The sequence below is a fragment of the Sphingomonas sp. genome (assembly GCF_026460985.1).
Taxonomy (GTDB): domain Bacteria; phylum Pseudomonadota; class Alphaproteobacteria; order Sphingomonadales; family Sphingomonadaceae; genus Sphingomonas.
This window is the reverse complement of record NZ_JAPKNM010000037.1, coordinates 20,688-47,683: the sequence shown is the minus strand read 5'-3', so window position 1 is coordinate 47,683 and position 26,996 is coordinate 20,688. Positions and strand designations below refer to the sequence as shown.

At 67.6% G+C, this 26,996-nt stretch carries 32 protein-coding genes; 7 read left to right on the top strand and 25 right to left on the bottom strand.

Annotated features, from left to right (window positions below; translation table 11 throughout):
• On the bottom strand, window positions 1-3,694 hold a 3,694-nt coding region (locus MT490_RS06735), incomplete at its 3' end, for a hypothetical protein (protein ID WP_297385438.1).
• 212 nt (window positions 3,695-3,906) lie between these two features.
• On the opposite strand from MT490_RS06735, the gene fliQ reads away from it, so the two are divergent.
• Genes fliQ through MT490_RS06710 form a run of 5 tightly spaced genes read left to right on the top strand, consistent with a single transcriptional unit; the run spans window position 3,907 to window position 9,196 of the window.
• Window positions 3,907-4,176 carry a flagellar biosynthesis protein FliQ gene (gene fliQ, locus MT490_RS06730; protein ID WP_297385437.1) on the top strand — a complete coding sequence of 90 codons (270 nt, stop codon included), beginning with the start codon at window positions 3,907-3,909 and terminating at the stop codon, window positions 4,174-4,176.
• 7 nt (window positions 4,177-4,183) lie between these two features.
• Window positions 4,184-4,936: a flagellar biosynthetic protein FliR gene (locus MT490_RS06725; RefSeq protein WP_297385436.1), complete on the top strand. Its 753-nt coding sequence runs from the start codon at window positions 4,184-4,186 to the stop codon at window positions 4,934-4,936.
• Between the two features lie 3 nt (window positions 4,937-4,939).
• Entirely contained in the window at window positions 4,940-6,022 is a 1,083-nt protein-coding gene (locus MT490_RS06720) for an EscU/YscU/HrcU family type III secretion system export apparatus switch protein (RefSeq protein WP_297385435.1), read from the top strand.
• A gap of 4 nt (window positions 6,023-6,026) precedes the next feature.
• Entirely contained in the window at window positions 6,027-8,051 is a 2,025-nt protein-coding gene (locus tag MT490_RS06715; RefSeq protein WP_297385433.1) for a flagellar biosynthesis protein FlhA, read from the top strand.
• Between the two features lie 8 nt (window positions 8,052-8,059).
• A complete protein-coding gene (locus MT490_RS06710) occupies window positions 8,060-9,196 on the top strand; it encodes a tetratricopeptide repeat protein (protein WP_297385432.1) in 1,137 nt (378 codons plus the stop codon).
• 16 nt (window positions 9,197-9,212) lie between these two features.
• Here MT490_RS06710 and MT490_RS06705 read toward each other — a convergent pair whose 3' ends face one another.
• From MT490_RS06705 to MT490_RS06590, 24 genes are all read right to left on the bottom strand, one after another.
• Complete coding sequence (locus MT490_RS06705) at window positions 9,213-9,560, bottom strand: hypothetical protein (protein ID WP_297385430.1); 348 nt, start codon at window positions 9,558-9,560, stop codon at window positions 9,213-9,215.
• On the bottom strand, window positions 9,557-10,111 hold the full coding sequence (locus MT490_RS06700) for a hypothetical protein (protein WP_297385428.1): 555 nt from the start codon (window positions 10,109-10,111) through the stop codon (window positions 9,557-9,559). Before MT490_RS06700 ends, MT490_RS06705 begins: the two co-directional genes overlap by 4 nt.
• 12 nt (window positions 10,112-10,123) lie before the next feature.
• On the bottom strand, window positions 10,124-10,864 hold the full coding sequence (locus tag MT490_RS06695; protein ID WP_297385426.1) for a sigma-70 family RNA polymerase sigma factor: 741 nt from the start codon (window positions 10,862-10,864) through the stop codon (window positions 10,124-10,126).
• Window positions 10,861-11,583: a flagellar type III secretion system pore protein FliP gene (gene fliP, locus MT490_RS06690; RefSeq protein ID WP_297385424.1), complete on the bottom strand. Its 723-nt coding sequence runs from the start codon at window positions 11,581-11,583 to the stop codon at window positions 10,861-10,863. The genes MT490_RS06695 and fliP overlap by 4 nt, the downstream gene beginning before the upstream one ends.
• Window positions 11,580-11,903, bottom strand: a complete 324-nt coding sequence (locus MT490_RS06685; RefSeq protein WP_297385422.1) for a flagellar biosynthetic protein FliO — start codon at window positions 11,901-11,903, stop codon at window positions 11,580-11,582. The genes fliP and MT490_RS06685 overlap by 4 nt, the downstream gene beginning before the upstream one ends.
• 95 nt (window positions 11,904-11,998) lie before the next feature.
• A complete protein-coding gene (locus MT490_RS06680) occupies window positions 11,999-12,310 on the bottom strand; it encodes a FliM/FliN family flagellar motor switch protein (RefSeq protein WP_297385420.1) in 312 nt (103 codons plus the stop codon).
• Window positions 12,307-13,089, bottom strand: coding sequence for a FliM/FliN family flagellar motor C-terminal domain-containing protein (locus tag MT490_RS06675; RefSeq protein ID WP_297385418.1), 783 nt, complete (start codon window positions 13,087-13,089; stop codon window positions 12,307-12,309). Before MT490_RS06675 ends, MT490_RS06680 begins: the two co-directional genes overlap by 4 nt.
• Window positions 13,086-14,270, bottom strand: coding sequence for a flagellar hook-basal body complex protein (locus tag MT490_RS06670; RefSeq protein ID WP_297385416.1), 1,185 nt, complete (start codon window positions 14,268-14,270; stop codon window positions 13,086-13,088). The genes MT490_RS06675 and MT490_RS06670 overlap by 4 nt, the downstream gene beginning before the upstream one ends.
• Before the next feature lie 11 nt (window positions 14,271-14,281).
• Window positions 14,282-14,716, bottom strand: a complete 435-nt coding sequence (locus MT490_RS06665) for a flagellar hook capping FlgD N-terminal domain-containing protein (protein WP_297385414.1) — start codon at window positions 14,714-14,716, stop codon at window positions 14,282-14,284.
• A gap of 10 nt (window positions 14,717-14,726) precedes the next feature.
• A complete protein-coding gene (locus MT490_RS06660; RefSeq protein ID WP_297385412.1) occupies window positions 14,727-15,509 on the bottom strand; it encodes a hypothetical protein in 783 nt (260 codons plus the stop codon).
• Complete coding sequence (locus MT490_RS06655; protein ID WP_297385411.1) at window positions 15,506-15,955, bottom strand: hypothetical protein; 450 nt, start codon at window positions 15,953-15,955, stop codon at window positions 15,506-15,508. Before MT490_RS06655 ends, MT490_RS06660 begins: the two co-directional genes overlap by 4 nt.
• Window positions 15,952-17,274 carry a FliI/YscN family ATPase gene (locus MT490_RS06650; protein ID WP_297385410.1) on the bottom strand — a complete coding sequence of 441 codons (1,323 nt, stop codon included), beginning with the start codon at window positions 17,272-17,274 and terminating at the stop codon, window positions 15,952-15,954. The genes MT490_RS06655 and MT490_RS06650 overlap by 4 nt, the downstream gene beginning before the upstream one ends.
• Window positions 17,271-17,945 carry a hypothetical protein gene (locus MT490_RS06645; RefSeq protein ID WP_297385408.1) on the bottom strand — a complete coding sequence of 225 codons (675 nt, stop codon included), beginning with the start codon at window positions 17,943-17,945 and terminating at the stop codon, window positions 17,271-17,273. Before MT490_RS06645 ends, MT490_RS06650 begins: the two co-directional genes overlap by 4 nt.
• A 2-nt stretch (window positions 17,946-17,947) precedes the next feature.
• Window positions 17,948-18,298, bottom strand: a complete 351-nt coding sequence (locus MT490_RS06640) for a hypothetical protein (protein ID WP_297385407.1) — start codon at window positions 18,296-18,298, stop codon at window positions 17,948-17,950.
• Entirely contained in the window at window positions 18,285-19,553 is a 1,269-nt protein-coding gene (gene fliF, locus MT490_RS06635; RefSeq protein ID WP_297385405.1) for a flagellar basal-body MS-ring/collar protein FliF, read from the bottom strand. The genes MT490_RS06640 and fliF overlap by 14 nt, the downstream gene beginning before the upstream one ends.
• Window positions 19,550-19,867, bottom strand: coding sequence for a flagellar hook-basal body complex protein FliE (locus tag MT490_RS06630; RefSeq protein ID WP_297385403.1), 318 nt, complete (start codon window positions 19,865-19,867; stop codon window positions 19,550-19,552). Before MT490_RS06630 ends, fliF begins: the two co-directional genes overlap by 4 nt.
• Window positions 19,864-20,289 carry a flagellar basal body rod protein FlgC gene (flgC, locus tag MT490_RS06625; protein ID WP_297385401.1) on the bottom strand — a complete coding sequence of 142 codons (426 nt, stop codon included), beginning with the start codon at window positions 20,287-20,289 and terminating at the stop codon, window positions 19,864-19,866. Before flgC ends, MT490_RS06630 begins: the two co-directional genes overlap by 4 nt.
• A gap of 1 nt (window position 20,290) precedes the next feature.
• Entirely contained in the window at window positions 20,291-20,632 is a 342-nt protein-coding gene (locus tag MT490_RS06620; RefSeq protein ID WP_297385399.1) for a hypothetical protein, read from the bottom strand.
• 8 nt (window positions 20,633-20,640) lie between these two features.
• On the bottom strand, window positions 20,641-21,762 hold the full coding sequence (locus tag MT490_RS06615) for a flagellar basal body P-ring protein FlgI (protein ID WP_297385397.1): 1,122 nt from the start codon (window positions 21,760-21,762) through the stop codon (window positions 20,641-20,643).
• The gene (locus tag MT490_RS06610; protein ID WP_297385395.1) at window positions 21,762-22,298 is read right to left on the bottom strand and encodes a flagellar basal body L-ring protein FlgH; all 537 of its coding nucleotides are present in this window, start codon (window positions 22,296-22,298) and stop codon (window positions 21,762-21,764) included. Before MT490_RS06610 ends, MT490_RS06615 begins: the two co-directional genes overlap by 1 nt.
• Window positions 22,299-22,330: 32 nt before the next feature.
• On the bottom strand, window positions 22,331-22,735 hold the full coding sequence (locus MT490_RS06605) for a flagella basal body P-ring formation protein FlgA (protein ID WP_297385393.1): 405 nt from the start codon (window positions 22,733-22,735) through the stop codon (window positions 22,331-22,333).
• A gap of 2 nt (window positions 22,736-22,737) precedes the next feature.
• Window positions 22,738-23,508 (bottom strand): flagellar hook-basal body protein, encoded by a 771-nt coding sequence (locus MT490_RS06600; RefSeq protein WP_297385391.1) that lies wholly within the window; start codon window positions 23,506-23,508, stop codon window positions 22,738-22,740.
• Entirely contained in the window at window positions 23,505-24,206 is a 702-nt protein-coding gene (locus tag MT490_RS06595) for a flagellar hook basal-body protein (RefSeq protein ID WP_297385389.1), read from the bottom strand. The genes MT490_RS06600 and MT490_RS06595 overlap by 4 nt, the downstream gene beginning before the upstream one ends.
• Window positions 24,207-24,557: 351 nt before the next feature.
• Window positions 24,558-25,169 carry a TetR/AcrR family transcriptional regulator gene (locus MT490_RS06590; protein ID WP_297385387.1) on the bottom strand — a complete coding sequence of 204 codons (612 nt, stop codon included), beginning with the start codon at window positions 25,167-25,169 and terminating at the stop codon, window positions 24,558-24,560.
• 152 nt (window positions 25,170-25,321) lie between these two features.
• On the opposite strand from MT490_RS06590, the gene MT490_RS06585 reads away from it, so the two are divergent.
• Both MT490_RS06585 and hlyD read left to right on the top strand, forming a co-directional pair.
• On the top strand, window positions 25,322-25,942 hold the full coding sequence (locus MT490_RS06585) for a CerR family C-terminal domain-containing protein (protein WP_297385386.1): 621 nt from the start codon (window positions 25,322-25,324) through the stop codon (window positions 25,940-25,942).
• Complete coding sequence (hlyD, locus tag MT490_RS06580; RefSeq protein WP_297385384.1) at window positions 25,939-26,946, top strand: secretion protein HlyD; 1,008 nt, start codon at window positions 25,939-25,941, stop codon at window positions 26,944-26,946. The genes MT490_RS06585 and hlyD overlap by 4 nt, the downstream gene beginning before the upstream one ends.
• The last annotated feature ends 50 nt before the right edge of the window (window positions 26,947-26,996 follow it).

Genomic DNA, 26,996 nt, shown 5'->3' with positions numbered 1-26,996 from the left:
CCGGCAGCGTGCTCGCGCTCGCGGCATTGATCGCCTTGTTCGCGCGCCGCGTGACCGAGGCCAGCTCGCCGAAGGCGGTGTAGCCGCTCTCGGTGACGTAATCCTCCGCGTCGCGGGTCGCCACGACGCGGCCCAGCTTGTCGTAATAGCTCCAGCTCGAGTTGCCCCGCGCGTCGATGGTGCGGACCACCTCGTCGAACGCATCATACTCGTAGGTCGTGACCCCGCCGGCCGAATTGGTCTCGCTGAGCTTGCGGCCGAGCTTGTCGTAGGTCCAACTGGTGAGGTGGCTGTTCGCGTCGATCGTGCTGACGAGATTGCCCAGCCCGTCGTAGATATATTGCGTAATCGCCTGATCGGACGTGGTATAGGCGTCGTAACGCGCGGCGAGACGCCCCGCCTGGTCATAGGTGAACATCGTCCGGCTCTGGTCCGGCTGCCCTTCCGCGATGAAGTCGTGGGCAAGCTTGCCGTTGCCGTAATAATGATAATGGCGCACGGTGCCTTCGGGATCGGTGATCGTGGCGAGCCTGCCGGCGTCGTCATAGGTCCAGGAAGTCGCCGCATAGATCCCCGTCACCGAGGCGGAGACGCTGGAAAGGGTCGAGCTGTCGGTTGCCGTGACGGGCAGGTTCCAGCGCGCCGAATAGGCCACCCGCCCTTCGGCGTCATAGTCGGTGCTCGTGACATAGCCTTCGGCGTCGACGGTGAAGCGCAGCTCGCCGCGGGCGTTGTAATAATAGCGCGTCACGCGATCGGATGCCGTCGGCGTGCCCGCCCAGCTGTCCATCACTGCCTTGGTCGGCAGGCTCGAGGTCGCCCGAAGCGACGCATATTCGACCTTCCGGGTCACCTGGCCGCTATTGTCGTAGCTGTAGCCGACCACCGCCCCGGTTGCGTCGATCGAATAGGCCTGTCGGCCCGCGACGTCGTACACCGCCCAGCTCGTGCGATTGGCGGGATCGCTCGCCAGCGCCGCCACCGCGCCCTTCACGCTCGCATAGGTATAGCTCGAGAGCGCGCCGAGGGCCCCGGCATATTGGATCGTCTGGCGGACGAGGCCGAACGCGCCGGTGGTGCCGCCATAGCCGAACTCGGTGACGCGGTTCAGCCCATCGATCGTGAAGCGCAGCAAGCCCTGGCCGTCATAGACGTAGCGCGTCGAGCGGTCCGCCGCGCTGGTCCCCGCGCTGTCGATCAGGTTCTGGAGAGTGCCCGAAGCGCGATAGGCGGGGTTGGTGGCGGTCGCATAGGCGATCTCCTGCACCTTGCGCCCGGCCTTGTCGTAGATCGTGCGGGTCAGATAGCCTTCGCCATCGAGCGCGCCGATCGCGTAGCCGTCCTTGTCATAGAAGACGCGCGCGATGCCGTCCTTGGCATGCGCGGCCGGCAACACCATGCTGGCCGGCGCCGTGGTCTTGAACGTCGCGATTTGCGCCGCCGTCAGCCTGTTGACGAAGCCCTTCGTCTCGACCAGCCGCCCTGCGGCGTCATAGGCGTAGGTGGTAACGGAGCCGTCGCCCTCGATCGCCTCTACGACCCTGCCTTCCTTGTCGTAGACGTTCCAGGTCCAGAGGTCATAGGGGTGCGTGACGGGCCGCAGCGCGTCGATCGTCGCAGTGGAATTGGGATCCTGCAGCAGCGGCACCTGCGCGCCGGAATTGCCGAGCCCGTAGCGGACGGTCGCGACCACCCGATTGTTCGCATCGTAGCGATATTCGGTGAAGGTCCCGCTGCCATGGGCCTCCGCGACCTTCCGTCCCGCCTTGTCGTAGACATAATAGGTCTTCAGCCCGCTCGCGTCGGTCATCACCCGCAGCCGGCCGAGACTGTCATATTGATAGGTGGCCGTGCCGCCGGTCACGCCGGACCCGGATTCGGTGAAGCTGACCAATTCCCCGGCCTTGTTGTAGGTCGAGGTCTGGACGAAACCACTGGCCAGCGTGACGACGGTCTGCAGCGCCGCGTCGCTGAAGACGAAGCTCGTCGTCCCGCCGTTCAGGTCGGTGCTGGCGGTTACCCGGCCCAGCCCGTCATAGACGAAGCTCTCGGTGTTCTGGCCCACGACATACCGGCTGAGCAACTGACCGGCGGAGTCATAGATAAAGCGCTCATCGGTATGGCCGCCAGCGAGATTGAGCCACGCATAGCCATCATTCTGGCTGCCGCGCAGCTGCCGCGTCACATTGCCGCAGAGATCGTAGGTGATTTCGGTGACCTGCGAGCTCGCAGACTCGGGCAGGCTCGTGCACCAGGCATTGAGCTGCGCCTGGGTGGGGCTTTGATCATCGGCCAGGCCGCTCAGGTCGTAAAGATAGTCCGGGAAATCCGAGACAAAATAGAGCTGACCGAAGGAGTTGTACCAGTTACGCGTCACCCGCCCCTCGGGCGTGACGACATAGACCAACCGGTCTAGGCTGTCGTAGACATAGCGGGTGGTGCCCGCTCCCGGGCGCGTCTCGGTGAGCACCTTGTGCGCGGCGTTGAACGTCCGCTCCGTGTAATTTTCAAGCCGATCGGTCTGGGCGACCACCCTGCCCCAGCTGTCGCGACTATAGTTCGTGGTCTGTCCCAGCGCATCGGTGACGCTGCTGAAATCGCCTTCCTCATTGTAGCCGAACGTCACGATCTGCTGCGCCGCGCCGACATAGGCCGGCGGGGCGGTTATCTGGGTGAGGGCGCCGGTCCAGTCATAGTGGAGCGTCGTCACCTGTCCGGCCGGATCGGTGATGCTGGTATAGCCTTCGCCATAGACGAGGCTGGTCGTGCGGGTGACGCCCGACGACACGGTCTGGGTCAGGCTGGTGACGCGATTGTCGCCGTCATAGGCGATCGAGACATAGGCGATCGTGTCAGAAGAGCCGGCGGTCTCGCTGATCGTCGCGACCAGCTTCGAGGTGCCGTGATAGGTGTAGCTGGTGACGTAGGTCTTGCCATCGGCGACGCTGTTGTCGCCCGGACTGAGGTCGACAGTGACCGACGCCAGCCGATTGTAGCCGTCATAGGCGTAGCGCGTCCGCGTGAGCGTCTTGGCAGTGCTCGTGACGAGGTCGGTATAGCCGGTAACGACGGCGGTGATGTTGTTGCCCGACCATTGATACTGGATCGTGCTGCCGTCGGCGGTCGCGATCTGGGTCAGCTTGTCGCCGGTATAGTTATAGGTGACCGTGTTGCCGCTGGTGTCGGCGACGGTCTTCAGCCGCCGCCATTCGGTCACGCCATCATTCTCATAGGTCTCGACGATGCCGGTGTCGCCGTCGGTCCAGCGGAGCACGGATCCGTCGACGACGATCTTGTCGTGGACGCCCGCCCCGCCGCTGATGACATAAGCCGAGCCGCCCCAGTAATAATTCACCTCGGTGCCGTCACCCATCCGATGGGTGACCGAGCTGCCCCAGCTGTTCGCCGTACCGTTGAGCCTGAGCGCGCGCTGCGTGCTCTGGCGCCAATTGTCGCCATTGTCGTCGGTGCCGCTGCCCAGGCTGTTGTAGGTGCGCGCAACGCCGGCGTCGGGTCCGCGTCCGACCAGGAACTCGTCCTGGCGATTGATCACCAGATTGCCGTTCGCCGCGTTCAGGAAGACCTGGGAGCCGCTTCGCCCGAAACCCGCGGAGCCCAGCAGCCCCGAGCCGCCCAGCACATTGCCAGAGCCGCGCTCCAGCCCCGTCCCCGAACCCGTGAAGATCGCAACCATCGTCCCACCCATCCGAAACGAAGGGGCGGCGGCCCCTTTTCGCAGGTCTGATCGGGGGAAATCGGGATTTGTTTAGGCCTTGATCGATTTCGCTAAGAAATTCTCGCGGAACCGTTTTTCACATTGCTGGTGCCGGCCCTGCGTTTATGTTCGTACGGGCCGGACCGGGGGATTCGGGGCGCCGGCCATATTGCTACCAGGGGGCTGTTCGGGTGGAAGCAGATCGCGCACTCGGCTTGATGAACGACATGCTGTGGAACTGCATCATCGTCGCGGGCCCCGTGCTCGCGACGACGTTGATCGTCGGGCTGCTCATCAGCGTTCTCCAGGTCGCGACGCAGCTCCAGGAAATGACCCTGAGCTACGTCCCCAAGCTGCTGATCGCGGCAGCGGTGCTGATCATCCTGGGTCCCTGGATGATCGCGCGCATCACCGATTTCGCCCGCGGGCTCTTCCTCGCCATCCCGAGCCTGGCCGCCTGAGACCCGGATGGACGAATTCAGCCGGCAGATGGTGGCGACATTGCTCCTCAGCCTGAGGATTGCGCCGCTGCTTGCCTTCTCCCAGCCTTTCACGCTGATGCGCGTGCCCGCAATGGTGCGCCTGATCCTCAGCATCAGCCTGGCGGGATGGCTCGTCGCAGCCAATCCGCAGGCCACCTGGCATCATGTTGCGGATGCAAGCCTGCCGATCCTCGCGGCCAGCGAATTGATGCTGGGCATCGCGCTGGCGCTCCCGCTCCAGCTCGCCTTCGCCGCATTGCTCACCGCCGGCCGCGCGATCGACATCCAGGCGGGTTACGGGCTTGCCGTCCTCGTCGACCCCACCACCCGGACCCAGATGCCGCTTGTCGGCACGCTCTTCGCCTATGTCGGCGCGGCACTTTTCTTCGCGATCGGCGGCGGAGGCGACCTGCTGGGTGCCTGGGCCGCATCGGTCGAGCAGACGCCGCTCGGCGGCGCGGCGATCGGGCGCGATCCGGGCGTGCTGATCGATTTCATGGGGGCCGCCTTCCTGCTGGCGATCGGGCTCGCCGGAATCGTGCTGCTCGTCCTCTTCCTGCTCGATCTCGCCGTCGCTTTCCTGTCGCGCACGCTCCCGCAGATGAACGTGCTGCTGCTCGGCTTCCAGGTGAAGGCGCTGGCGACGCTGATGCTGCTGCCCGTCGCCTTCGCGGTATCGGGCGCGATCTTCGTGCGGCTGTTGCGAACCGCGCTCGAAACCATGGCCCGGCTGGGCTGAGACATGGCGGAACAGCAGGAACAGAACCGGAGCGAGGCCGCGACGCCGTTCAAGCTCAGGCGCGCGCGCGAGAAGGGCATGGTCGCGCGCAGTATCGAGCTCGGCTTCCTGGGTGGTCTGCTCGGGCTCGCGGCCTTTCTCGGGATCGCGGGAGAGAGCTTCGCGCACAAGCTCGGCGAACTGACGCGCGAGACGCTCGTGGCCGGGATCGACGCCGCCGGCGAGCCGGAGCAAGCCGCGGGGCTTCCCGGCCGCATCTACTGGGCGGTGCTCGAGCCGCTGATGCTGCTCGGCGGGACCATATTGGCGATCGTGGTGCTGCTCGAGATCCTGCAGCTTCGCGGCTTCATCTTCACCGCCCACCCGCTCAAGCCCGATTTCGGGCGCTTGAACCCCGCCAAGGGCCTGAAACGGCTCTTCTCCGCGCGCCTGCTCAAGGAAACGCTGAAGACGGTGTTCAAGACCGCCGTGTACGCAGTCGCGACCTGGCTGCTGATCCGCGACGCGCTGTCGCGCTACGCCGTGACCGCGGGCGAGGCCGAGCGGCTGCCCGCGCTGATCGGCGAGGCGGTGATGCGCTTGATCTTCGTCTACATCCTCATCGCCTTCGCCTTCGTCGTGCTCGACCAGATCCTCGTGCGCGGCGAGTTCGCGAAGCAGATGCGGATGAGCCGCCGCGAGATCACCCGCGAGTCGAAGGATCGCGAGGGCGATCCCCGCATCCGTTCGAAACGCAAGAAGCTTCACCAGGAATTCGTGACGGCGAGCCAGAGCGTGGGCCAGCTCGCCGGTTCCGACATGCTGGTAGTCAACCCGCAGCATTTCGCCGTCGCCCTGCGCTACGATCCGACCCGGATGGACGCCCCAACGGTGACCACGAAGGGACGCAACCGCTTCGCCCTCGCGCTCAAGGAAGAGGCGTACCGGCGCGGCATTCCCGTGCTCGCCAAGCCCGCGCTCGCGCGTGCGCTCTATCGCGCCTGCGGTACCGGCAGCGAGATCCCGGCGGCGAACTTCGAAGCGGTCGCCGACCTCTATATCCAGCTGCGCCGCCGCGCGGCCACCCTCCAGCCCGGCCAGGCCTGAACCGATGCTCCAGAACCTCTATCGCAACAACAAGGACCTGGTGCTGGTAAGCGCGACGATCGCCATCCTGGTGATCCTGTTCGTGCCGATCCCGCCGGCGCTGCTCGATCTCGCGATCATCCTCAATTTCGGCTTCGGCCTGGCGATCATGTTGCTGACCTTCTATGTCGGCAAGCCCGTCGAATTCTCGACCTTTCCGTCGCTGCTGCTGGTCGCGACGCTCTATCGCCTTTCGCTGAACGTGGCCGCCACGCGCCTGATCCTGACCGGCGGCGACGCCGGCGAGGTGATCGGGTCGATCGGCGCGTTCGCGGTGCAGGGCAATTTCATCGTCGGCCTGGTCATCTTCGCGATCCTGATCGTGGTCCAATATGTCGTCGTCACCAGCGGCGCGCAGCGCGTTTCCGAAGTGGCCGCGCGCTTCACGCTGGATTCGATGCCAGGCCAGCAGATGAGCATCGACGCCGACCTGAACATGGGCCTGATCGACCAAAAGGAGGCGATCCGCCGGCGCGAGGAGCTCGAGAAGGAAGCCAGCTTCTACGGCGCGATGGACGGCGCGTCGAAGTTCGTGAAGGGCGACGCAATCGCGGGGATCATCATCCTGCTGATCAACATCATCGCCGGCTGGATCGTCGGCGTGACCCAGATGGGAATGGAATGGGGCGAGGCGCTCCACCGCTTCACGTTGCTCACCATCGGCGACGGCATCGCGACCCAGCTGCCTGCGCTGATCATCTCGATCGCCACCGGGATCATCGTCACCCGCTCGGCCGCCGACCGGCAGCTCAGCACCGAGGTGTTTCGCCAGCTCGCCTCCGAACCGCGCATCCCGCTGATCGTGGCCGCGGTGCTCTTCGCGCTGCTGCTGATGCCAGGCATGCCCAAATGGCCGATCGCGCTGATCGGGATATTCGCGCTCGGCGCATGGTGGCGCATTCGCCGCATCCGTGCCTCCACCGGCCGCGAACTCGCCGACGATGCCGCCGATGTGGCAGCGGGCACCGCTCCGGTTCCCGCGCTGGAGATCCGCCTCGGTGCCGCACTGGGGCAAAGCTGGCGCAGCGAGGAGGCGATCATCCTCGAGCGGATCGCCGGCCTGCGGCGAGCGCACGAGCAGGAATTCGGCATCGCCTTCCCGGCGGTCAAGCTGGTCGACGGCGACCATCTGGGCAGCGACGAATATGAGATCCGCCTCTTCGGCGCACGTTACGGCGCGGCGCGGATCGATGCCGCGGGAGTCCTCGCCATCGCCTCGCAGGGAGAGAAGACCCCGCTGGGAGGCGTTCAGACCAGCGACCCGGCATTCGGGTTGCCGGCATATTGGATCGACCCGGAGCAGAGCGCCACGGCGCGGGAACGCGGCTATACCATCATCGATCCCGTGACGGTGATGATCACGCATTTCGGCGAGATCGTCCGCGGCGAGGCCAGCACCCTGCTCACTCGCGCCTCGGTCGCCGCTTTGCTCGACGACGTACGATCACGCCAGCCCGGCCTGATCGAGGAGCTGGTCCCGAACACGCTCACCCTGTCGGACGTGCAGCGGGTGCTCCAGAACCTGCTCGGCGAAGGCGTGTCGATCGCCAATCTCGATCTCATCGTCGAGCATCTCGTCGATCTGGCGCGCAACCAAAAGGATCCGGCGGAGCTGACCGAGCTGGTCCGGCAGCGGATCAGCTACACGATCTGCCAGCAGCTGCGCGGGCGCCACGACGATCTCGCCGTGCTCAGCCTCGACCCCCGCGTCGAGAACCAGATCGTGGCGAGCATCAGCACCAACGCCGGCAGCGGCCCGATGGTGGTCGAGCCGCGCCTTGCCGAGCAGGTCATCCGCAGGCTCTCGCCGCTCGCCGACGAAATGTTCAAGCAGGGTCGCGCTCCGGTGCTGTTGTGCGGTGGGGAAATCCGCCGCCACCTCCGCATCCTGACCCGGCGGAGCATCCCGAGACTCTCGATCCTGTCGGTCAGCGAGATCCCGATGCGGATCAGCCTGAAATCGTTCGACGTGGTACGCCTGGAAGGATAGCCCCAAGCATGTCCCAAGCCCCTGCCCCATCGGAAACGGCCGGCCGCTATGCGCGCCTCGCAGCCCTGCTCGAACAGGATCCCGACAATGTGCGGCTGATCGCCGACGCCGCCGAGGCGGCTTTCGCGGAAGACCGGTTCAAGGATGCCGAGGCATTGCTCGATCGGCATGCGCGGATCGCTGCCCTGCCCCCGCAGGCACTCCACCTGGCGGGCCTCTCCGCCATGCGGCGGCAGGACTGGCAGGTCGCCGCGGACCGCCTGGCGCAGTTGATGGCGCAAGGCGAGGACGCGCCGGCTATCCGCTTCAACCGCGCCTGGTCGCTGGCGATGGCGAAGCAGTTCGACGCCGCGCTGGCGCTGCTGGACGATGCGACCGTGGAAACGCTCCCGCAGGCTGCGCAACTGCTCGTCCAGTTGCTGCATGACAAAGGCGACTTCGACGCGGCGGCGGCGCAGGCACGCCGGCTGTTCGCGCTCCATCCCGACCATCGCGGACTAGGCGCGGCCGTGTCGACGCTCGCGATCGACGTCGAGGACATCGATCTCGCGCGCCGTGCGGCCGAAGCGGCCGGCGACCATCCCGATGCACTGGCGACTCTCGGCACGCTCGCGCTCGGCGACGACGACCCGGTCGAGGCCGAGCGGTTCTTCGACGCGGCCCTCGCCCGCGCCCCGGCATCGCCGCGCGCCTGGATCGGGCACGGCCTGGTCACGCTGCTGGGCGACGACAAGCGCCGCGCCGCATCCGAGATCGACAAGGGCGCCGAATTGTTCGGCACGCATCTCGGCTCATGGATCGCCGCAGGCTGGGCGCATGTCCTCGCGGGTGATCCGGCCACCGGCAAGCAGCGCTTCGAGACCTGCCTGGCACTCGACGACAGCTTCGCCGAGGCCCACGGTTCGCTCGCCGTGACGGATATGCTCGAAGGAAAGCTCGACCAGGCCCGCCAGCGGTGCGAAGTCGCGCTTCGCCTCGATCGTCAATGCTTCTCGGGGGCTCTGGCCGCGACGCTCCTGTCCGCCGGCGCAGGGGATGCCGATACGGCCAAGCGGATATTCGAAAAGGCGCTTCACACCCCCGTCGATGCGAGCGGCCGCACGGTGGCGCAGGCCTTGGCGCGCATGGGAACCCGGCTCGGCTGAATCGCGTGCGGAGGGATCACCCTTCGCGGAGCTGCGCGACCGCGCGGTCGAGCAGCTCGGGACCGCCGGGCATGTCTCCGATGATGCGGAACACGTCGTCGATCACTGCCTGAAACGCCGGATCGCTGCCAACCCCTTCGCCGAACTCATCGACGAGCAGTCCGCGAACCACTGCGCGACGCACTTCGGCCTCGGACAAGCCATCGAGCGCTGCCAGCGCGCGGGTGCGTTCGAGGGGCTTCGCCACGTCCGCGGTCGCCTGCGCCGTCCCGTCGCGGCGCTCGGCCCCTCGGCGGCGGCCCGTGCGCTCCAACTGCTCGCGCAGGAGCAGCAAGACCTGGTCGACATTGCCGATGCGCGTCAATGCGTCGTTCCCCGCGCGCCGAGCTGGTCGAGCAGGAAGGAAGTGGCCGAGGTCTCCGTTTCGCGCGCGGGCCCGCTGGGGACGAGGCCGCGGCACTCGTCGATGATCAGCTGCATGTCGCGATTGAGCGGCAGATTCTCCTCGTTGACGGCGATGCCCGCCTCGAGCGCCGCGATCGCATCGGCGAAACGGTCCTGCACCAGATGCCGCAATCCGCTGACGAAAAGCGCGAGATAATGGTCGGCCGGGAGGTCCTGCAGCGGCTCCCAGGTTGCGAGCGCCCGGACCGCCTCGCCCGAAGTCAGCTCGAAGAATCCGAGTTGGAAGCGCGCCAGGGCGAAATCGGGTGCGAGTTCCACGGCGCGGGTCAACGCGGCATGCGCCTCGATCGGCCGGCTGCGCCCCGCGAGTATCGAGCCGCGCAGGAAGTGCAGCCTGGCATCCTCGGGATAGGCCTCGATCAGCCGCTCCGCCAAAGCGAGTTCGTCGGGCGCATTCGACCCCATCGCGGAGAGCAACTGCCCGATTTCCTCATCACTGCACAGAGTCATGACCGTCCGATCCTATCGTCTTTGGCCCAGACGCTTCCGCAATGTCGCGAGCGCCTTGGCGTGAAGTTGCGAAACCCGGCCCTTGGACAAGCCGAGCAGCTCGGCGATGCGGGTGAAGCTAACACCATTCTCGTAATGCTGGCGAATGATCGCTGCCTCGCGGTCGGGCAGGTGCGCGATATCCGCGGCCAGCCGCGCCTGGAACTCGCGCCAGGCGAGCGTCTCATAGGCGCCGGGGCGATGGTCGCGCCCATCCTCGGTAGCGACGAGATGCGTCTCGGCAAGGACGAGCCCGAGCGCCAGCCCGCTCGCCAGCGCCGCAAGCGCGCGCAGCGGATCGTCGCCCTGCTCCGCGGCCGCCGCGAGCGAGCGGGCGCGTTCCGCTTCCAGCCGGCGGCGATAGCTATATTGCGCGTCGACCTCGTTCATCTTCGATGCGCCGTCGAAGATGCTCCCCAGGATGCGCCGCCGCGCGAAGGCGGGAAACGGAATGCCGCGCAGCGGATCGAACCGATCGATCGCGACGAGCAGGCCGGCATAGGCGAATTGTTCGATGTCGGGCAGCTCGACGCCGTTGCGCGGGCGCGCACGCAGTTGCCGCGCCGCGATCGCGCGCGCGAGATTCTGGTAGCGCGTGAAGATCTGCTCGCGGCAGCGAAGCTCCTGCTCGTAGCGCAGGCGGCGCCACAGCGACGCCTCGACGCGCGGCGGCACCAGGACGAGATCCAGGCCTGTCCGAGCCGGACGCCTCATCGAAAGCTGCCGAGCACGCCCTGCAGGATCAGCCCCCAGCCGTCGATCAGCACGAACATCAGTATCTTGATCGGAAGCGAGATCGTGGCGGGCGGCACCATCATCATGCCGAGCGCCAGCAGAATGCTCGCGACGACCAGGTCGATCAGCAGGAACGGCAGCAGGATGACGAAGCCAATCGTGAAGGCCACGCGCAGCTCGTTCAGGATGAACGCCGGGGCGAGCTTCAATATCTCGACCTGCTCGGGGCGATCGGGAACGGGCGTCTTCGCGATCGCGTAGATCGCCTCAATGTCCGAATCGCGCGTCTGCGCCAGCATGAAATCGCGCAGCGGGCCGCTGCCGCGCGCCATCGCCTGCTCGACCGGGATCTTGCCCGCCATCAGCGGCTGGAGCGCGTTCGCGTTCATGGCGGAAAAGGTCGGCGACATCGTGAACGCGGTCAGGAACAATGCGAGGCTCACCAGCACCGGATTGGGCGGCGTCTCGGGCATTCCGAAGGCATGGCGCACCATCGAGAGCACCACCACGATCCGGATGAAGCTGGTCATGCTGATGAGGATCGCCGGCACCACCGCGAGCATGGTGAGGATCAACATGGTACGCACCGCGTCGGTGCCGATCCCGGGCGTGGCCATTCCGGGCACTGCGGCCTGCGCAGCGGCGGGCGAACAGAGCATGGCGACCATGCCGAGACGCAGGAACAGGTGCGGCCTCATGCCCTCGCGTCCTCGCCGGGGGCGCCTTCGCTCGGCGCGTCGGCTGGCACGCCCGTGCGCAGGATCTGCTGCTGCTGCGCCGAGGAGAGGATCAGATACTCCTCCCCGTCGCACCGGACGAGGCAGAGATCGGCGTGCTGGCTGACGCGGCGGCTCTCGATCACGTGGATCCGACGTTCCGTAGGAAGGGCGACGAACAAGCGGCGCACCACGGCCATGTCGAACCGCCCACCACCGCGCTTTATGGCCAAGGCGGCGAGCACGGCGAGCATCGTGCCGAGGACCAGCGCCATGACGATGCGCGTCAGTGAAACGTCCACGGCGCCACCTCCTCCAAGGCGGCCGGGACTGGCGAGCGCGGGAGTCGCGAGCTGCAGGAAGCAGATGGCCGGAAGGGCCAGTCGCAGTCGCATCGTCACTCAGGCCATTGGACGATTTCGGAGATGCGGACGCCGAACTTGTCGCCTACCGCGACCAGCTCGCCGCGCGCGACAGGCAGCTGATTGAGGCGCAGTTCGACCGACTGATTCAAGGGCGTATCCAGCGTAACCACGCTATCCGCCCCGAGCGCGGTCAGTTCGGCGACGGTCATACGCACATTGCCAACAAAGGCCTCGAGTTGCACGGGCACGTTCTTGATGAGCCGGGTGCTGACGCGTGGCCCGCCCTCGGCGGGTTCGGTTACGGTACCTTTACTCTTACTCTGATCGGTCACGGGATCGTTCATCCACTTAGGGCTTGCGTAAGCTGAAATGCGAGGCGGTCGTCCGTCTGGGCGATGGTGCAGGCGCTCCCTCGCACCGGCAGACATTCGATCGCGAGCGGCAGGGCCTGGTCGACATGACGGTCGAGCACGAGCACGTCCCCGGGCGCCAGCGCCTCGATCTCGGCCAGCGTCACGTCACAGGTTCCCAGCATGGCGGACAGACCCAGCTCAGTGCCGGCAAGTGCCGCCTCGGGCGATGCGAGCGCCGCATGCGCAGGGGGTGCGGGAAGATGCGATTTGATCAGCCGCGCGAGCCGGCAGGGCGTCACTCCGATCGCAATCGGAACGGGGTCGCCCTGCCCCGGCAGCTGGATGTGGTACACCATGTCCTCGGGAGCCGGGACTTGCAGGCTTTCCGACCATCGGGTGCCGCTGGCAAGGCCGAGCGGCTCCTGTACCCGCTGACGCAGGTCCTGGAGGCACGCTTCGCCGAGTTGCCGCAGCAACTGGAGATCGCCGGACGTGCGGTCGCCGATCCCGGACGCGACGCCCATCGCCTTCGCACCGAGCGCGATCGCCCCGCCGGCACCCACGCCGACCGCCGCGCCGGCGTCGCACCGGTGCCAGGCGATGGTCCGCAGCTCGCGGCCAGCCTCTCGCATATGGACGAGCCTGCCGGCGCCCGCATCCTTGCTTCCAACAAACCAATGGCCGGACCAGCGCGCCAACAGGCTCGCGAGCGCGGCCTCGGCACCGCCCGTGTCCGCGCCCGGCGGCAGCCAGGTTCGAGCCTCGGTCATCCCTGGCCGCGGATGCCGAAGAGTTGCTGGATCATGTCGTTGGAGACGCTGACGATCTGCGACGCCGCCTGGAAGCCGCGCTGGATCAGGATCAGGTCGCCGAACTGCTGCGACAGGTCGACATTCGAGGCCTCGAGCCGCTTCGACAGGACCTGCCCGACCCGCGGATCCTCGCTGTTGAGGAACTCGCGGCTGCCGAGGCCGGTCTGGGCGAAAATTCCGCCGGTCCGCTGCTCGAGCGACTGCGGATCGCGGAAGTCGGCGATGGCGATCGCGCCGAGCTCGTGCTTCTGCGAATTGGAATAGCCGATCTCCAGCCGCCCCTTGCTGTTGACCGTGACCGTGGTGATCGTCCCCACCGCCTGGCCGTCGATGGACGCAGAGCGCAGCGTCGAGATCTCGCCCGACGAATAGGAAGTCACGCCGCCGGAGAAATCGAGCGAAACGGTGAAGCCCGCGGTCGCGTCGGTGAAGTCGAGCTTGTTCGTGGCGGGATCGACGGTGCTGCCGACGAACTTGAGCGACTTGGTACCGATAGTGACGCCCTTGTCGTCGGTGACCGTCACCTTCCACGCCCCGGCGCCCGCATCGGCATCCTTGGCGAAGCTGACCTTCCAGACATGCGCGCCGCCGCTGCCGTCATAAACGGTGAGATCGCTGATCGCGAAGGCGTTGGTCGCGGTCGAGGAGAGGTTGTCCGCGAACTTGATCGTCGTCGTGGCCTTGGGCGGATTGGTGCGTGCGCCGTCCACCGAGAGCGCCACCGGGTGGTTGGACGAATCGAGCGCCGCGAGGTGGTAGTCGGTGCCCGAGAGGACGATGTAGCCGTCCTTGTCGACCTCGAAGCTGCCTGTGCGCGCGTAGAGGGTTTCCGTCCCGTCCAGCAGGACGAGGAAGCCGGTGCCGTCGATGGCCAGGTCGAGGTCGCGGTCACTCTGCCGCAATTCGCCCTGCTGGAAGCTGAGCTTCGAGTCCGCGATCCCCACGCCGTTCCCGCCGCTCTGGTCGTTCGGCGTGTAGGACAGGCCGCCGCTGTCCTTCGCGCCGTAATAGTTCTGGAACGAGACCGTCGAGCTCTTGAACCCCGAGGTGTTGAGGTTGGTGACGTTGTTGCTCACCTGCTGAAGGCCCTTCGAATAGGCGTTCAGGCCGCTGAGACCGATATAGATGGCGCCGAACATGCCTGTTCTCCCTACCTGACCTGGCTGATGCTGCTGATCGCGATATTGCTGATCGTGCGCTGATCGTCCGTCTGGATCGTCACGCTCGGCGCCCCGTTCTGGAACGAGATCGCGACGACCTTGCCCGAGACCGTGGCGCTGCCCGCGGGCACGTCGACTCGATTGCCGAGCAGCCCCGTCGCCTGGGTCGTCGCCTGGGCGGACACGAGCTGCTCGAGCCGGTCGTTCATCGTCTGCCCCTGCTGGATCTGCGAGAATTGCGCGAGCTGCGAGACGAACTCGAAATTGTCCATCGGCTTCAGCGGGTCCTGGTAGGTCAGCTGCGTCAGGATGATCTTGAGCAGCGACTCGAAGCTGAGCCCGAAGGCGGCGCTCGCCTGATCGGCCGTGCTGGCGGTCTGCTGCGCGGTCTGCCCGTCGACGGCCGAAACGGCTGCGGTCTGCACGATGATTCTCCTAGGCCGAGGCGGGCGGCACGCGCCGCGCGGCGATATGGATACGGTCCGGCCGCAGGCCGTGGCGCGAGAGCAACGCGGCGATTTCATCGCGCAGCCTGCTTCGCTCGTCCTCCGGAAGCGCTTGCGCGAAGGCGGCGACGTGGAGGCCGCGCCCGGTCTCGCTCACGGCGACCCGGGTCGCCGACTGCGCCGCCCGCTCGGCTGCCGCGCCCAGCAGGCGTCGGCCAGAGGCCGTGGCGCGCACGCCTTCGGTCTCCTCGGCTCCCTCCGCGGGTGCGGAAACCGGCTGGCCGGTCGCAGCCTGCGGGGCGGTACCGGAGGTTCCGCTCAGATGCGCCGGCGGAAGCGATCGGGAGCCTCCCGCCTCCACTTTCGCGAACGCCCCATGGCGCGAGGCGGCAGCGCGAGTGTCGACGGGCGCAAGGCCAGCCTCCTGCGCCGCCTGAGCCGCGACCGCAGCCGGTTCGCTTGCGGTCGCAACTCTCGCGGCGGCGCGCGCAAGAGCGGAAACCGCCTTCCCGAAAAAGCCGTGCTCGTTGAATCGCTCGGCGACGGCTTTCGCATCGAGCGGCGTAGCCTCGGGATCCGATCCGTCCGACGGCATCGCCAGGGCTGCATTCGGCGACGCCGCGATCATTTGCGCGGCCACCGGAACCTCGACCGCTGGTCCCGGATCACCGAGCATGTCGGCGAAGCTGGCTTCGGATGCCGCCTCGTTCGGCCCGGCGGGTGGGTCGAGGCGCGGCAGCACGCCCGATGGCGCTGCGAAAGGCTGGATCATCGACGCCTCCAGACCAGGGTGACGCGGTCCGCGGCGGCTTCGATGGCCCTTTCGTCTCGCGCCCACGCCTCGCGCCGCCGGCTCGCGGCGAGCAGCGACGCAGCCTGCCGGCAATGCGCGTCGCGCTGGTGCCAGATCGCGTCGCATTCGCGGCGCTCGGCCGCGGCACGATCGGCGACCCCGTCCGCCGCGACGGCGTTTTCGTCGCTGCGGTTGAACGCCGCCGCGAGCCCGGTGCTCATCTCGGGCGAGAAGCGGGGACTGGAAAGCTGCTCATGCCATTGCGCGAGCGCCTCGTCCCGCACCGCGTTCGCCCGGTCCAGCGCCGCGCGCGCGTCCCGCTCTCCCGCCGCCGCCTCGGCCGCGGCGGCCTGCGCCGCGGCGCGCTGCATCCGGCGCAGAGCCTCGATCTGCGCAAGGCTCGAGCTGGCATGATGTCTTGTCATGCCGCCATCGCCCCCGATGTCGCCGAGCGAAGCGCAGCGACGCTGGTTTCGACCGCGGGATTCTCGTCCTGCCGCTGCCGGAGGAACCCGTTCAGCCTGTCGCGCATCTCGATCGCGCGATCGATCTCAGGGCTCGCCCCTTTCTTGTACATGCCGCTTTCGATCAGCAGCCGCGCTTCCTCATAGGTCCCGAGCATCGCGATGGCCTCGCGCGCCGCGGCGGCGTGGGGCGGCGCCATCAATCGGGGTGCCTGGCGGCTGATGCTGCGCGGCACGTCGATCGCCGGGAAATGGCCCCGTTCGGCAAGCTTGCGCGACAACACGATATGCCCGTCGAGCAGCGACTTCATCACTTCGACGATCGGATCGTCGACATCGTCGGTCTCGCTGAGCACGGTCATCACCGCAGTGATCGCACCGCCCGAGCGGACCGCGCCGCAACGCTCGACGAGCCGCGGCAGCGCGGCGAAGACGTTCGGCGTATAGGCGCGGACCGTGGGCGGCTCGCCCGAGGCGAGGCCGATCTCGCGCAACGCCATGGCGAGCCGCGTCACTGAATCGATGACCAGCACGACATGCTCGCCCCGGTCGCGCCAATATTCGGCGAGGCTGAGCGCGGCATTGGCGCTGCGGACCCGGAGCGCCGCGCTCTCGTCCGATGTGGCGGCCACCAAGGTGAACCGATCCGCATCCTTGCGCTGCGATAGTTGGCGCCAGATCCCCTCCACCTCGCGCCCGCGCTCGCCGACCAGGCACAATACGCAGCGATCGCATTCGATCTGGCTGGCAAGTTGTTCGAGCAGGCTGGTTTTGCCGACCCCGCTGGCTGCGAAGATGCCGATGCGCTGCCCCACCGCCAGTGGCAGCAGCCCGTCGATCGCGCGGATCCCGGTCGCGACGGCGCGGGCCGGTGCCGTCCGATCGAGGGGGCGCGGAACCGTGCCGTTGATCGGCGCGCGTGCCGTCGCCGCGATCGCTCCGCCACCGTCGATAGGCCGCCCCAATGCGTCGATCGCGCGGCCCGCAAAGCCGGGCCCGACCGCAAATGCGTCGCCGAGCGGGAGCCCGTAGACGCGCGCACGCGGGCGTACCGGCCGGTCCTGCTCGAGCGGAACCAGGATCAACCCCGCCTCGTCGGCCGAAGCGACTTCGGCCAATATCGACGCGGCCTCCCCGTCGCTTTCGATCGCGCAGATGTCGCCGACGGTGCACATTGGCCCGGAGGCCTCGAAATAGCCGTTCGCGACCTTGCGGACGCGGCCATAGGGCCTCGCCAGCGGAACCGCTTCGATCCGCTCGACGAAGGGGTGCACGCTCACGAGCCGCCGCCTTCGGTGGCGATCTCGTCCAGCAACTGGGCCAGCGCCGACCATTGCGCCCGCACGTCGAGATCGATCTGCTCGAGCCTGCACGTGACGCGACAGGTCCCGGCCACGAGTTCCGGATCCACTTCGATCATGACCGGCGTTTCCGCCGAAACGAGCCGACGGCCGAGCGCCGCCAGGGCATCGTCGTCGGCGAAGTCGGACCGGCTGACGTGGATCGCGACGAGGCTCGTCCGCCGGATCTCGCGAAGCTGACGTGCCAGCATGCGCGTGACCAGCTCATGCAGGTCCGCGAACGGCTCGAAGAGCCTGGCCAGCGCAGTGCCGACGAGCATCGCCGCAAGGCCATCCAATGACTCGAGCCGCGTCCGCCAATCGGTGACCGCCGCGTCGATCCCGTCGCGGAGCGCCGACAGCCGCTCCGCCTCGCCCGCTTCCGCATCCGCAAGGCCCCGCCGATACGCCTCTTCGCCTGCCGCATGCACGGCATCGACCTTCGCCGCTTCGGCTTCGGCCAGCCTGTCGCGAAGCGCCGCGAGCTGGGCGCGCAGCTCCGCGCATTCCAGGTCCCGCGGATCGGGTCCCACGTCGACAGCGACTCTGGCGGCAACGGAGGCGAGCGGACGAACCGTTCCTCCCATGCCCGGCTTCAGGAGCGCGCTCATGGCTATCCTCGCCCCCGCCGGAGCATGCCGCCCAGCGAATCCATCAGCGACGCCCCGGATTGCGGCTTGCGAACGGACCCGGCCGAAGCCGGGGCGATGTCGAGCAACCGGCGCAATGCCTCGGCCGCGGCCTGCGTCACCGGGCCCTCGCCCCCGGTCCGCAGCGCTTCGATACGCGCGGCGATATCGGCCGAATGCACCGGTTTCGCGGGTGCGCCGGACTCATTCGCGAACTGGGTAAGCCGCTCGCGCTCACCGGCCGAAAGCCTGGCCAAGATCGCGCGGCGGTCGCGAGGCGGCATGCGCTCCAGCTCTTCGAGCAGCAGGGGCAACCCGTTCTCAGCGAGCAGCATCGGACGCATCCTCGGTAAGATTGAGTTGGCGGCGCAGCTTCGCGGCAAAGGCTTCGTGCTCGCTCGCGCCCAGGACGGCTGCGCCGCGTCGACGCAGCAGCAAAGCAAGCCCGAGCATCGCGAGCGCCAGCCCGGCAGCCAGGGCCAGCCAGCCATAGCCGCCCTCCGGCGCGCGCGCGGGCACGACCGGCGACGACGCTTCGCTTTGTACGGGAAGCGGCGTCGCGATCGCGGGCGGCGGCGGAGACGTGCCGGCCAGCTCGACGGGGCCGACCTCGAACCCCAGATCGTCGCCACGGACCGGATCGAGCGCAACCGCGCGCGCGATCGCCTCGCGGGCTATCGCCTGGTCTTCGGCGCCGAGCGCGACGGCCGTCACGAGCAGGATGCGAAGCCGGAAATTCCGTGACTCCCCTTCCCCGCCGGGGACCCAGTCCGCGGGAGGAGCAGCCGCCTGCGCGCTGTCGCCGATCGGCAGCAGCAGCACGCGCAGCGCGAACTTCTGACCCGGCATCCGCTGCTCGACCACGGCACGCGCGCGCGCCGCGAAATAGGCCCGGATCGCCTGCTGCTCGTCGGTAGCGGCATCGACCGACTGGCTCGCGGGCGGCGCAGCGCTGATCACCCGGCCCTGCGCGTCGAGCACTACCACCTTGGCCTCGGGCAGATCGGGAACCGCGGCCGCGACGAGCCGCTGGATGCCGGCGACCCGCGCGGGGTCCGCCGTCAGCCCCGGGCGCAGTGCGAGCGTGACCGCCGCGCTGGGCTCGGTGCGATCGCCGCGGAACAGCGCCCGCTCGGGCAGGCCGAGATGCACGCGCGCGCTCTCGACGCCCTCCATCTGCATGATGGTGCGCACGAGCTCGCCTTGCAGAGCGCGCTGATAGTTGATCTTCTGGGCGAAGTTGGTGAGGCCCATGTCGGACTTGTTGAACAGCTCGAAGCCGATCTGGCCGCGCGCGGCCGCGTCCGACCCCGAGATCGCCAGACGCGTGGCATCCGCGCGATCGGAAGGCACCAGGATCGTGGTCCCGCCGTCCTTGAGCTTGTAGTCGGCGCCGCCCTTCTCGAGCTCGGCCACGATGACGCTGGCATCGGCAGGACGCAGATCCTGGGCGAGCACGACATAATCGGGACGCAGGAACAGGAAATAGCCGAGGCCGAGTACCGCGACCACGGCCGCGAACAGCCCGCCGAACACGAGCAGCTGACGGTTGATGCCGGACCCGGTTTCCGCGGGAGCAGCCTCGCTCATAGCGGCATGTTCATCAGCTCACGGTAGCCCTCGACGAGGCGCGCGCGGACCTGCATCGCCAGTTCGACGGACAGCCGCGCCTCTTCGAGCGCCATCGTCACCTGGTGCACGGGCACCGAATCGTCGACCGCGAACTGCTGGACGAGCTTGTCGGCGGTCGCGATCTTTTCATCGACCCCGCGCAGCCCCGCCATGAGGATATCGCCGAAGCCGGTGTTCGCGGACGGCGCGAACTGCGCCGGCGGAACGGAGACGCGGAGCGCGAGCGGCGCCTCGGCGCTACCGACCGCTGCGATTGCCTCCAGCCCGTTCATGCCTGCTTCCCGAAGTCGAGCGCGCGCGAGTACATCTGCTGCGCGAAGGACATGGCGGTGAGATTGGCTTCGTAGGCACGCGACGTCTTGATCAGCAAAGTCATCTCGGCCGCGTGATCGATATCCGGATAGGTGACGAAGCCCTGTGCGTCCGCATCGGGATGGCCCGGTTCGTGAACCCGGCGCACCCCGCCGGCGACCTGCTCGAGACCAAGGACCGCGACGCCCTGCGGCCGGGCAGGCGCCTCGCCCTCCACGAGCCGAGAAAAGCGCACCTTCGGACCCGACAGCAATCGAACGGCGCGATAGGGCTCGCCGGAGGCGGTCCGGCTGGTGTTCATGTTGGCGAGGTTCTGCGCGATCACCTCGAGCCGCTGCCACTCGACATCGAGGCCCGTGCGGCTGATCTCGATTGCATCCATCTCAGTTCCCCCCTCGAACGACCGCTCTGCTGATCGCCATCTCGCGCCCTAGAATGTCGAGAAGCGCGGCGTAGCGCATCGCGGTTTGCGACGCGGTCGCAACCTCGAGATCGAGCCGCATCGCGCCGGTGATACCGGCCGGCGCCAGTTCCGTGCGCGGCGCGACGGCGGCAATCGCGTCGGTGCCCTGAAGCGCGGCCGCCTTCAGACGCGCCTCGAACGTGACGTTGATCGGCCGGTACGAAGGCGTGTTCGCATTGGCGATATTCTCGGCGGTCGCCTGATAGCGGGCGTGAAGCCCGTCGAGTGCCTTCGCGATCAGAAGCGGGGAAACTGCGTCCATGGGCCTGCCTATTGAACCACGATCTCGGCATGCAGTGCGCCTGCAGCCTTGATCGCCTGGAGAATGCTGATCGTCCGCCGCGTATCGACACGCGCCCGGCTAAGCGCCTGGACGAGATCCGCGACCGAAGTGTTGGGGAACCGGAACGTCGCGTCGGACTCGCCTTGCGAGACTTCGAGCTTGGTGTTGGTGACGATGAGGCTGCGCACATCGCTGGCGAACCCGGAGATGAAACTCGGCTGTGAGGCGGTGTTCTCGGCGGTCACCGTCACCTTGATGTCGCCCTGCGCGATCACGACGCTCGAGATCATCACGTCGCGTCCCGCGACCACGGTGCCGGTACGCTCGTTGATGACGATACGCGGCTGAACATCGGGCTCGACCAGGATATTCTCGAGCGTGGCGATGAAGGGCGCGACGTCATCCGATCCGCCCGCGAAGCGGATCCGCACCTCGTCGGCGTTGCGCGCCTTGGCGGCGTTCGGGCCCAGCCTGCCGTTGATCTGGTCGGCGATGCGCTGTGCGGTCGAGAAGCTCGGGTTGGTGAGCAGGAACGAGAGCTCGCCACCCCCCGGCGCCACGCGCGATTCGACGGGCGCCTCGATCGTCGCCCCGCCCGGGAGCACCGCAGTCGTGGGATAGTTGCGCTGCTGCTGGTTGAGCTCGCTGTCGAACCGATAGCCGCCGACCACGAGCTGTCCCTGCGCCAGCGCATAGGTCCGCTGATCGGGGCCTAGCAAAGGCGTCATGATCAGGGTGCCGCCGGCGAGGCTGCGCGCATCCCCGACCGAGGATACCGTGACGTCGATATGGTCCCCCACGTTCGCGGACGGGGGCAGCACCGCGGTCACCATCACCACCGCGACGTTGCGGCTGCTGATCTGGTCGTCGGTTACGTTGGTCCCCAGCCGGCTGAGGATGTTGCGCATCGCCTGGCGGGTCACGCCGCTCCGGCGCGTGTCGCCCGAGCCGGAGAGGCCAGTGACGAGACCGTAGCCGATGAGCGCATTGTCCCGCCACCCGCCGAAGCGCCCGAGCCCCTTGAGAGGCACCTGCTGCGCCAGCGCCTCCGGGGCCATGGCGAGCAGTCCGAGCGCCAGCGCGCAGACACGCAATCCACGAATACGCATCACAGCAGCCCCAGCAGGTTGAACAGCCGCGTGATCAGCCCGGGCTTCGCACCGCGCGAGACGAAGCCCTTCCCGTCATAATCGATCTGGGCATCGGCGATGCGGCTCGACAATATGCTGTTGTCGCTGGCGATGTCCGAGGGGCGGATGCGCCCGCGCACCCCGATGACCGTGTTCTCGCCGTTGACGCGGAGCTGCTGGCGCCCGACGATCCGATAGTCGCCATTGGGCAGCACCTCCTCGATCGTCACGCTCAGCTGCGCCACCAGCCTTTCGCTGCGCCGCATCTCGCCGCGCCCGGTGAAGCCACCCCCGAAATTCAGCTGGCCGCTCTCGTCCACGCCTCCGGCGCGCAGCCCCCCGCCGAGATCGGTCGAGCGGCGAGTCGACGACTGGGTCGTGTTGGACGCCTCGGCGCTCTGCAGGATCACCACCGTGATCGCGTCGCCGACCGCAACGGCCCGGCGATCCGACGCCATCGCCGACCAATTGCCGCCCTGATAGAGATCCTGGGCGGCGGCAGGCAGCGCTGTCATCGATGCGACAGCATAGAGGATCGAGGCGAACCTCATTGGGCGGCGCCCGGCGAGAGAAGCAGCGCCGCGGCGAACACCGCACCGTTCGCGTCCTGCACGAAGATCCGCTCCCCCGAGCGGCCGGACTGCAGCGCAGTCACTTCGCGCTCGATCACGACAGGGCCGGCCGAGGAGCGCAGCGTCAGGCGCTCGCCCTTGACCACGGCCCCCGAGGGCAGCACCGAGATGCGACCTAGATATCCGCCCGTGGGAACCGCCGCCACTGGAAGTGCGGCGCGCGCGCTTCGATCGTACCGGACGGCGACGGCGTCGCGTTTGCCGTCGCAGGCCACCGCCATGACGTCCTCGGCCCTGATCGGCGCCCCCGCGGAAAGCGTCCGCACGGCTTCGAAGCAGTCCCCGGTATCGGCGGCGAATAACACGAGAAGCGGGAACATGATCAGCGACGCAGGCCGTTGGCGATGCCCATCAGCTGGTCGGCCGCCTGCACGATCTGGGCATTGGCCGCATAGGCCCGCTGCACCATCATCAGACGAACCATCTCGTCGGTGAGCGCCACGTTGGAACGCTCGATCGACCCTTGCACGAGCACGCCGGCGCCATCCTCTCCCGGCTGCGCCTCGATGAGCTGCGCATCGTCGCCGGCGCGATACAATCCGCCGTCCAGCCGCGCGACCGAGGCGGGATCGTTCACCCGCACCAACTGGATCTGCCCAAGCTCCACCGGCTCCAGCGCGTCGGGGACGGTGGCGCGGACAATGCCGTCCGCGCCGATCTCGATCGCCGTGGCATCCTGCGGAACCGAGATCGCGGCGCGCAGCGCCAGCCCCTTGTCGGTCGCGAGCAGCCCGTCGTCGTTGACCTTGAGCCCGCCGCCGCGCCACAACAGGGTCTGGCCGGCCGGGCCCATCAGCTCGAAGAACCCGGCGCCCTGGATCGCGAGATCCATGCTCCGGCCGGTACGCTCCAGTTCTCCCTGCTCGTTGAGCATGAGCTGCGAATCGAGCATCACGCCGGCCACCGTCCGCGGATCGGCGGCCGATGCGGAAGCGGCGTCGGCCTCGGCGCGGCGAACGACCACGTCCGCGTACCGGACCTCCGACCGCTTGAAGCCGGGGGTGTTCACATTGGCGATGTTGTTGGCGAGCGCCTCGAGCGCCTGTTGCTGCGTCTGAAGGCCCACCGCGCCCACATGGAAAGCGTCGCTCACCGTCCACCTCCCAACGTGGTGAGCGCGCGGCCCATCAGCTCGTCATAGACCTGCACGAGCCGGGCGCCGCCCTCCGCCTGGCGCATCGCCGCCATCGTCGTCACCATCTCGTCGCCCATCGAGACGTTCGAGCTCTCGAGCATTCCTTGACGGATCGACGGTTCGGCGACCTCCTCCATCGCGCCGCCGGCAGCGAAGTGGGATTCGCCCACCGCATCCAGCGCCGCGCCCCCGGCCGGTACGCTCAGACCGATCCGCGCGACCGGCCGGCCATCCTCCAGAACAGCCCCGTCGTCGAGGATCGTGACCGCGGCATCTTCGAGCACGAGGTCGCCTCCGCCCGCCTGCTGCAGCACATGGCCCTGTGCCGACACGATCGTGCCGTTCTCCGCGCGCCGGAACTGGCCCTGGCGCGTATAGAGCAGCTGTTCGCCCGCGCGGACCTGGAAGAAACCATCGCCATTGATCGCCAGATCGAATGGATTCCCGCTGGAGATCAGCTTGCCCTGAATGAAATCGCGACGCTCGGCGATGTCGGGGACAGTATTCGACTCCTGCATCGACGCAAGAATCCGCGAGAATCCCACGCTCCGCTTGTAGCCTGGCGTAGATACGTTCGCGACATTGTGCGCAGCAATTTCAAGTCGTCTTTCGGACGCACTCAAAATCGCTGCCGCCGACTCGATGAGCCCCGACATCATTTCCCCCACCCCGTGTTTCGCGATGAAACAGATTCCAGCGGGGACCGTCAAGCGCTTAAATTATATGCGGAATGGATCTTTTTTGTTGCGGATGGCGAACATTCGCGGAAAGGCTCAGGCTGGAGGGACGTAGATTTAACGCGCGACACTCGCTTACGCCTGACAACGTCAGGAGCCCCTCTCTAGCGCGCGTGGTTTATAGGGTTTCGCAGGCCCAATTTTACGTCTTTCACGTAGATTCGCTTTTGAAGTTGCACGATAGAGCAATATTCTTACGCGGACATCGAGACGGCCGCGACGGATTCAAAATGCGGATCGCGGCGGAGGGAGCCTCCTAAGCCAGGAACCTCATTTGGTCGGCCAGACCGCCAGACTGGTCTCGACCAAGCGTTCGAGCTCCTCGTGGCTGGCGCCCGCCCCGGCCTGGAGCGACAGCCCCTGGAGCAGCGCGCCGAGATAACCGGCGAGGCTTTCTGCATCCATGTGGTCGGGCAGTTCGCCGGCGGCCTGAGCCTGCTCGAAGCGCTTGATCAGCGCCTCCATCGAGGATTTGCGGCGGGCGATGACTTCCTCGCGGATCGATTCAGCCTCGACTCCGCACGCGACCGAGCTGATCACGCGCAGGCAGCCGCGCGGCTCGCAGTCGCTCATCTGCATCTCGAGCGCGCCGCGCAGCAGCCGTTCGGCGACGCCCCGCGCAGTAGGGGCGTCGAGCGCCTGGGCCATGTAGCAGAGCTTCTCGCGCTCGTAGAGATCGAGCGCCTTGCGGAACAAGGCTTCCTTGTTGCCGAACGCGGCGTAGAGGCTGGGACGCGTGATCCCCATCGCGTCGGTCAGATCGGTGAGCGACGCGCCTTCATAGCCCTTGCTCCAGAATACGCGGAGCGCCTGGGCGAGCGCCTCATCGACGCAGAATTCGCGCGGACGCCCTTTGGGGGCATTGCAGATGGCAAGTTTCATAATGATCGGTACATAATCGCAAAGTGTGGAAAAAACACTAGTATTAACGCGTAGCCGGTCAAACAGGTGCAAGCCACTGACGCACAAAGGCCTTGCGTCGCCCGAGATGCAAGCATATGCACTGTTCGTTCGAACGAACGGACGCGAGGGCGATGGTTTCTGCAACTCTCCTCGATACGGCGATCGACCAGTTCGGCAAGCTCGGCTTCGAAGGCGCAAGCACGCGCGACATCGCGCGCGCCTCGGGCACCGCCATGTCCTCGATCACTTATCATTTCGGCGGCAAGCAGGGCCTGTACCTCGCCGCCGCCGAACATATCGCCGCATCGATCCGCAACCTCCAGGGAGAGGCGGTCGCACGCGCGGTGGCGACTGGACAGGAATCGCCCGCGGCGGCGATCGAGGCGCTCGCGACGGTGCTCGACGGCCTCGCCCAGATGATGCTGCGGCCCGAGACCGAGGCATGGTCGCGCTTCATCATCCGCGAGCAGCAATTCCCGACCGAGGCATTCGACCGGCTGTTCACCCGGGCGATGCAGCCTATCCTCGACGCGTTCGTTCAGCTGATCGGACGCGCCCGGCCCGACCTGGCGGATCGCGAGATCGTGGCGATGGCGATTCTGCTGTTCGGCCAGGCGATGGTGCTGCGCGCAGGCCGCGCGGCGGTGTGCCGCGCGCTCAAGGTGGATCGGATCGACGAGGAGGCCGCCGCGCTGCTGCGCGCGCGGCTGCGCGCCAACCTGCTCTGCATCCTTTCGGAGAAGCCGCGATGAACCGACGCCACCTGATCGTGCTCGCCCTGGTGGTGGTGCTCGCCGTGGCGGCCTTCGCCACGCGCGGCTTCGGGCTGATGCCCGGCCGGCCCGAAACCGAGCTCACGCTCTATGGCAATGTCGACATCCGCGAAGTCGACATGGGCTTCCGGGTCGGCGGGCGGATCGCGGCGATCGGCGTCGACGAAGGCGCGAAGGTGACCCAGGGCCAGCTGCTCGCGACGCTCGACACCGCGACGCTCGACAGCCGCATCGCCGAGGCGGACGCGCGCGTCGCCCAGGCGCAGGCGAGCTACGACAAGGCGCGCAACGGCGCGCGGGCGCAGGATATCGGCCAGGCGCGCGCCCGCGTCGTCGCCGCGCAGGCGGTGTACGACAATGCCCAGCGCGATTTTGCGCGGCGCCAGCCGCTGGTCGCCCCAGGCGCGATCAGCCGCGACATCTGGGAGCAGACCCGCGCCGACCGTGACCGCGCCGCCGCGCAGCTTGCCGAGGCGAAGCAGGGGCTGTCGCTGCTCCAGGCGGGCAGCCGGCCCGAGGAGATCGCCGGGGCGGCCGCCGAACTGCGATCGGCACAGGCCGCTCGGGCGAGCGTCGCCACCGACCGGTCGGACGCGCGCCTCGTCGCGGCCAGCGCAGGGACCATCGTCACGCGTGCCCGTGAGCCCGGCGCGATCGTCCAGCCCGGCGAGACCGTGCTGACGCTGTCGATCGACCGGCCGATGCGCGTGCGCGCTTATGTCGCCGAGACCGATCTCAGCCGGATCAGCCCGGGGATGAAGGTGCAGGTGACCGCCGACGGCAACCCCAGGACCTATCGCGGGACGATCGGCTATATCGCGCCGCGTGCGGAGTTCACGCCCAAGTCGGTCGAGACCGAGAATCTGCGCACCGACCTCGTCTATCAGGTCCGCCTGATCGTCGACGATCCCGACGACGCGCTGCGCCAGGGCCAGCCGGTGACGGTGCGCGTGATCGGCGCGCGGGCGCGGCATGGGGGTTGAGATGTACAACCGTCACCCCCGCGAAAGCGGGGGCCCATCTCCCAGCCTCT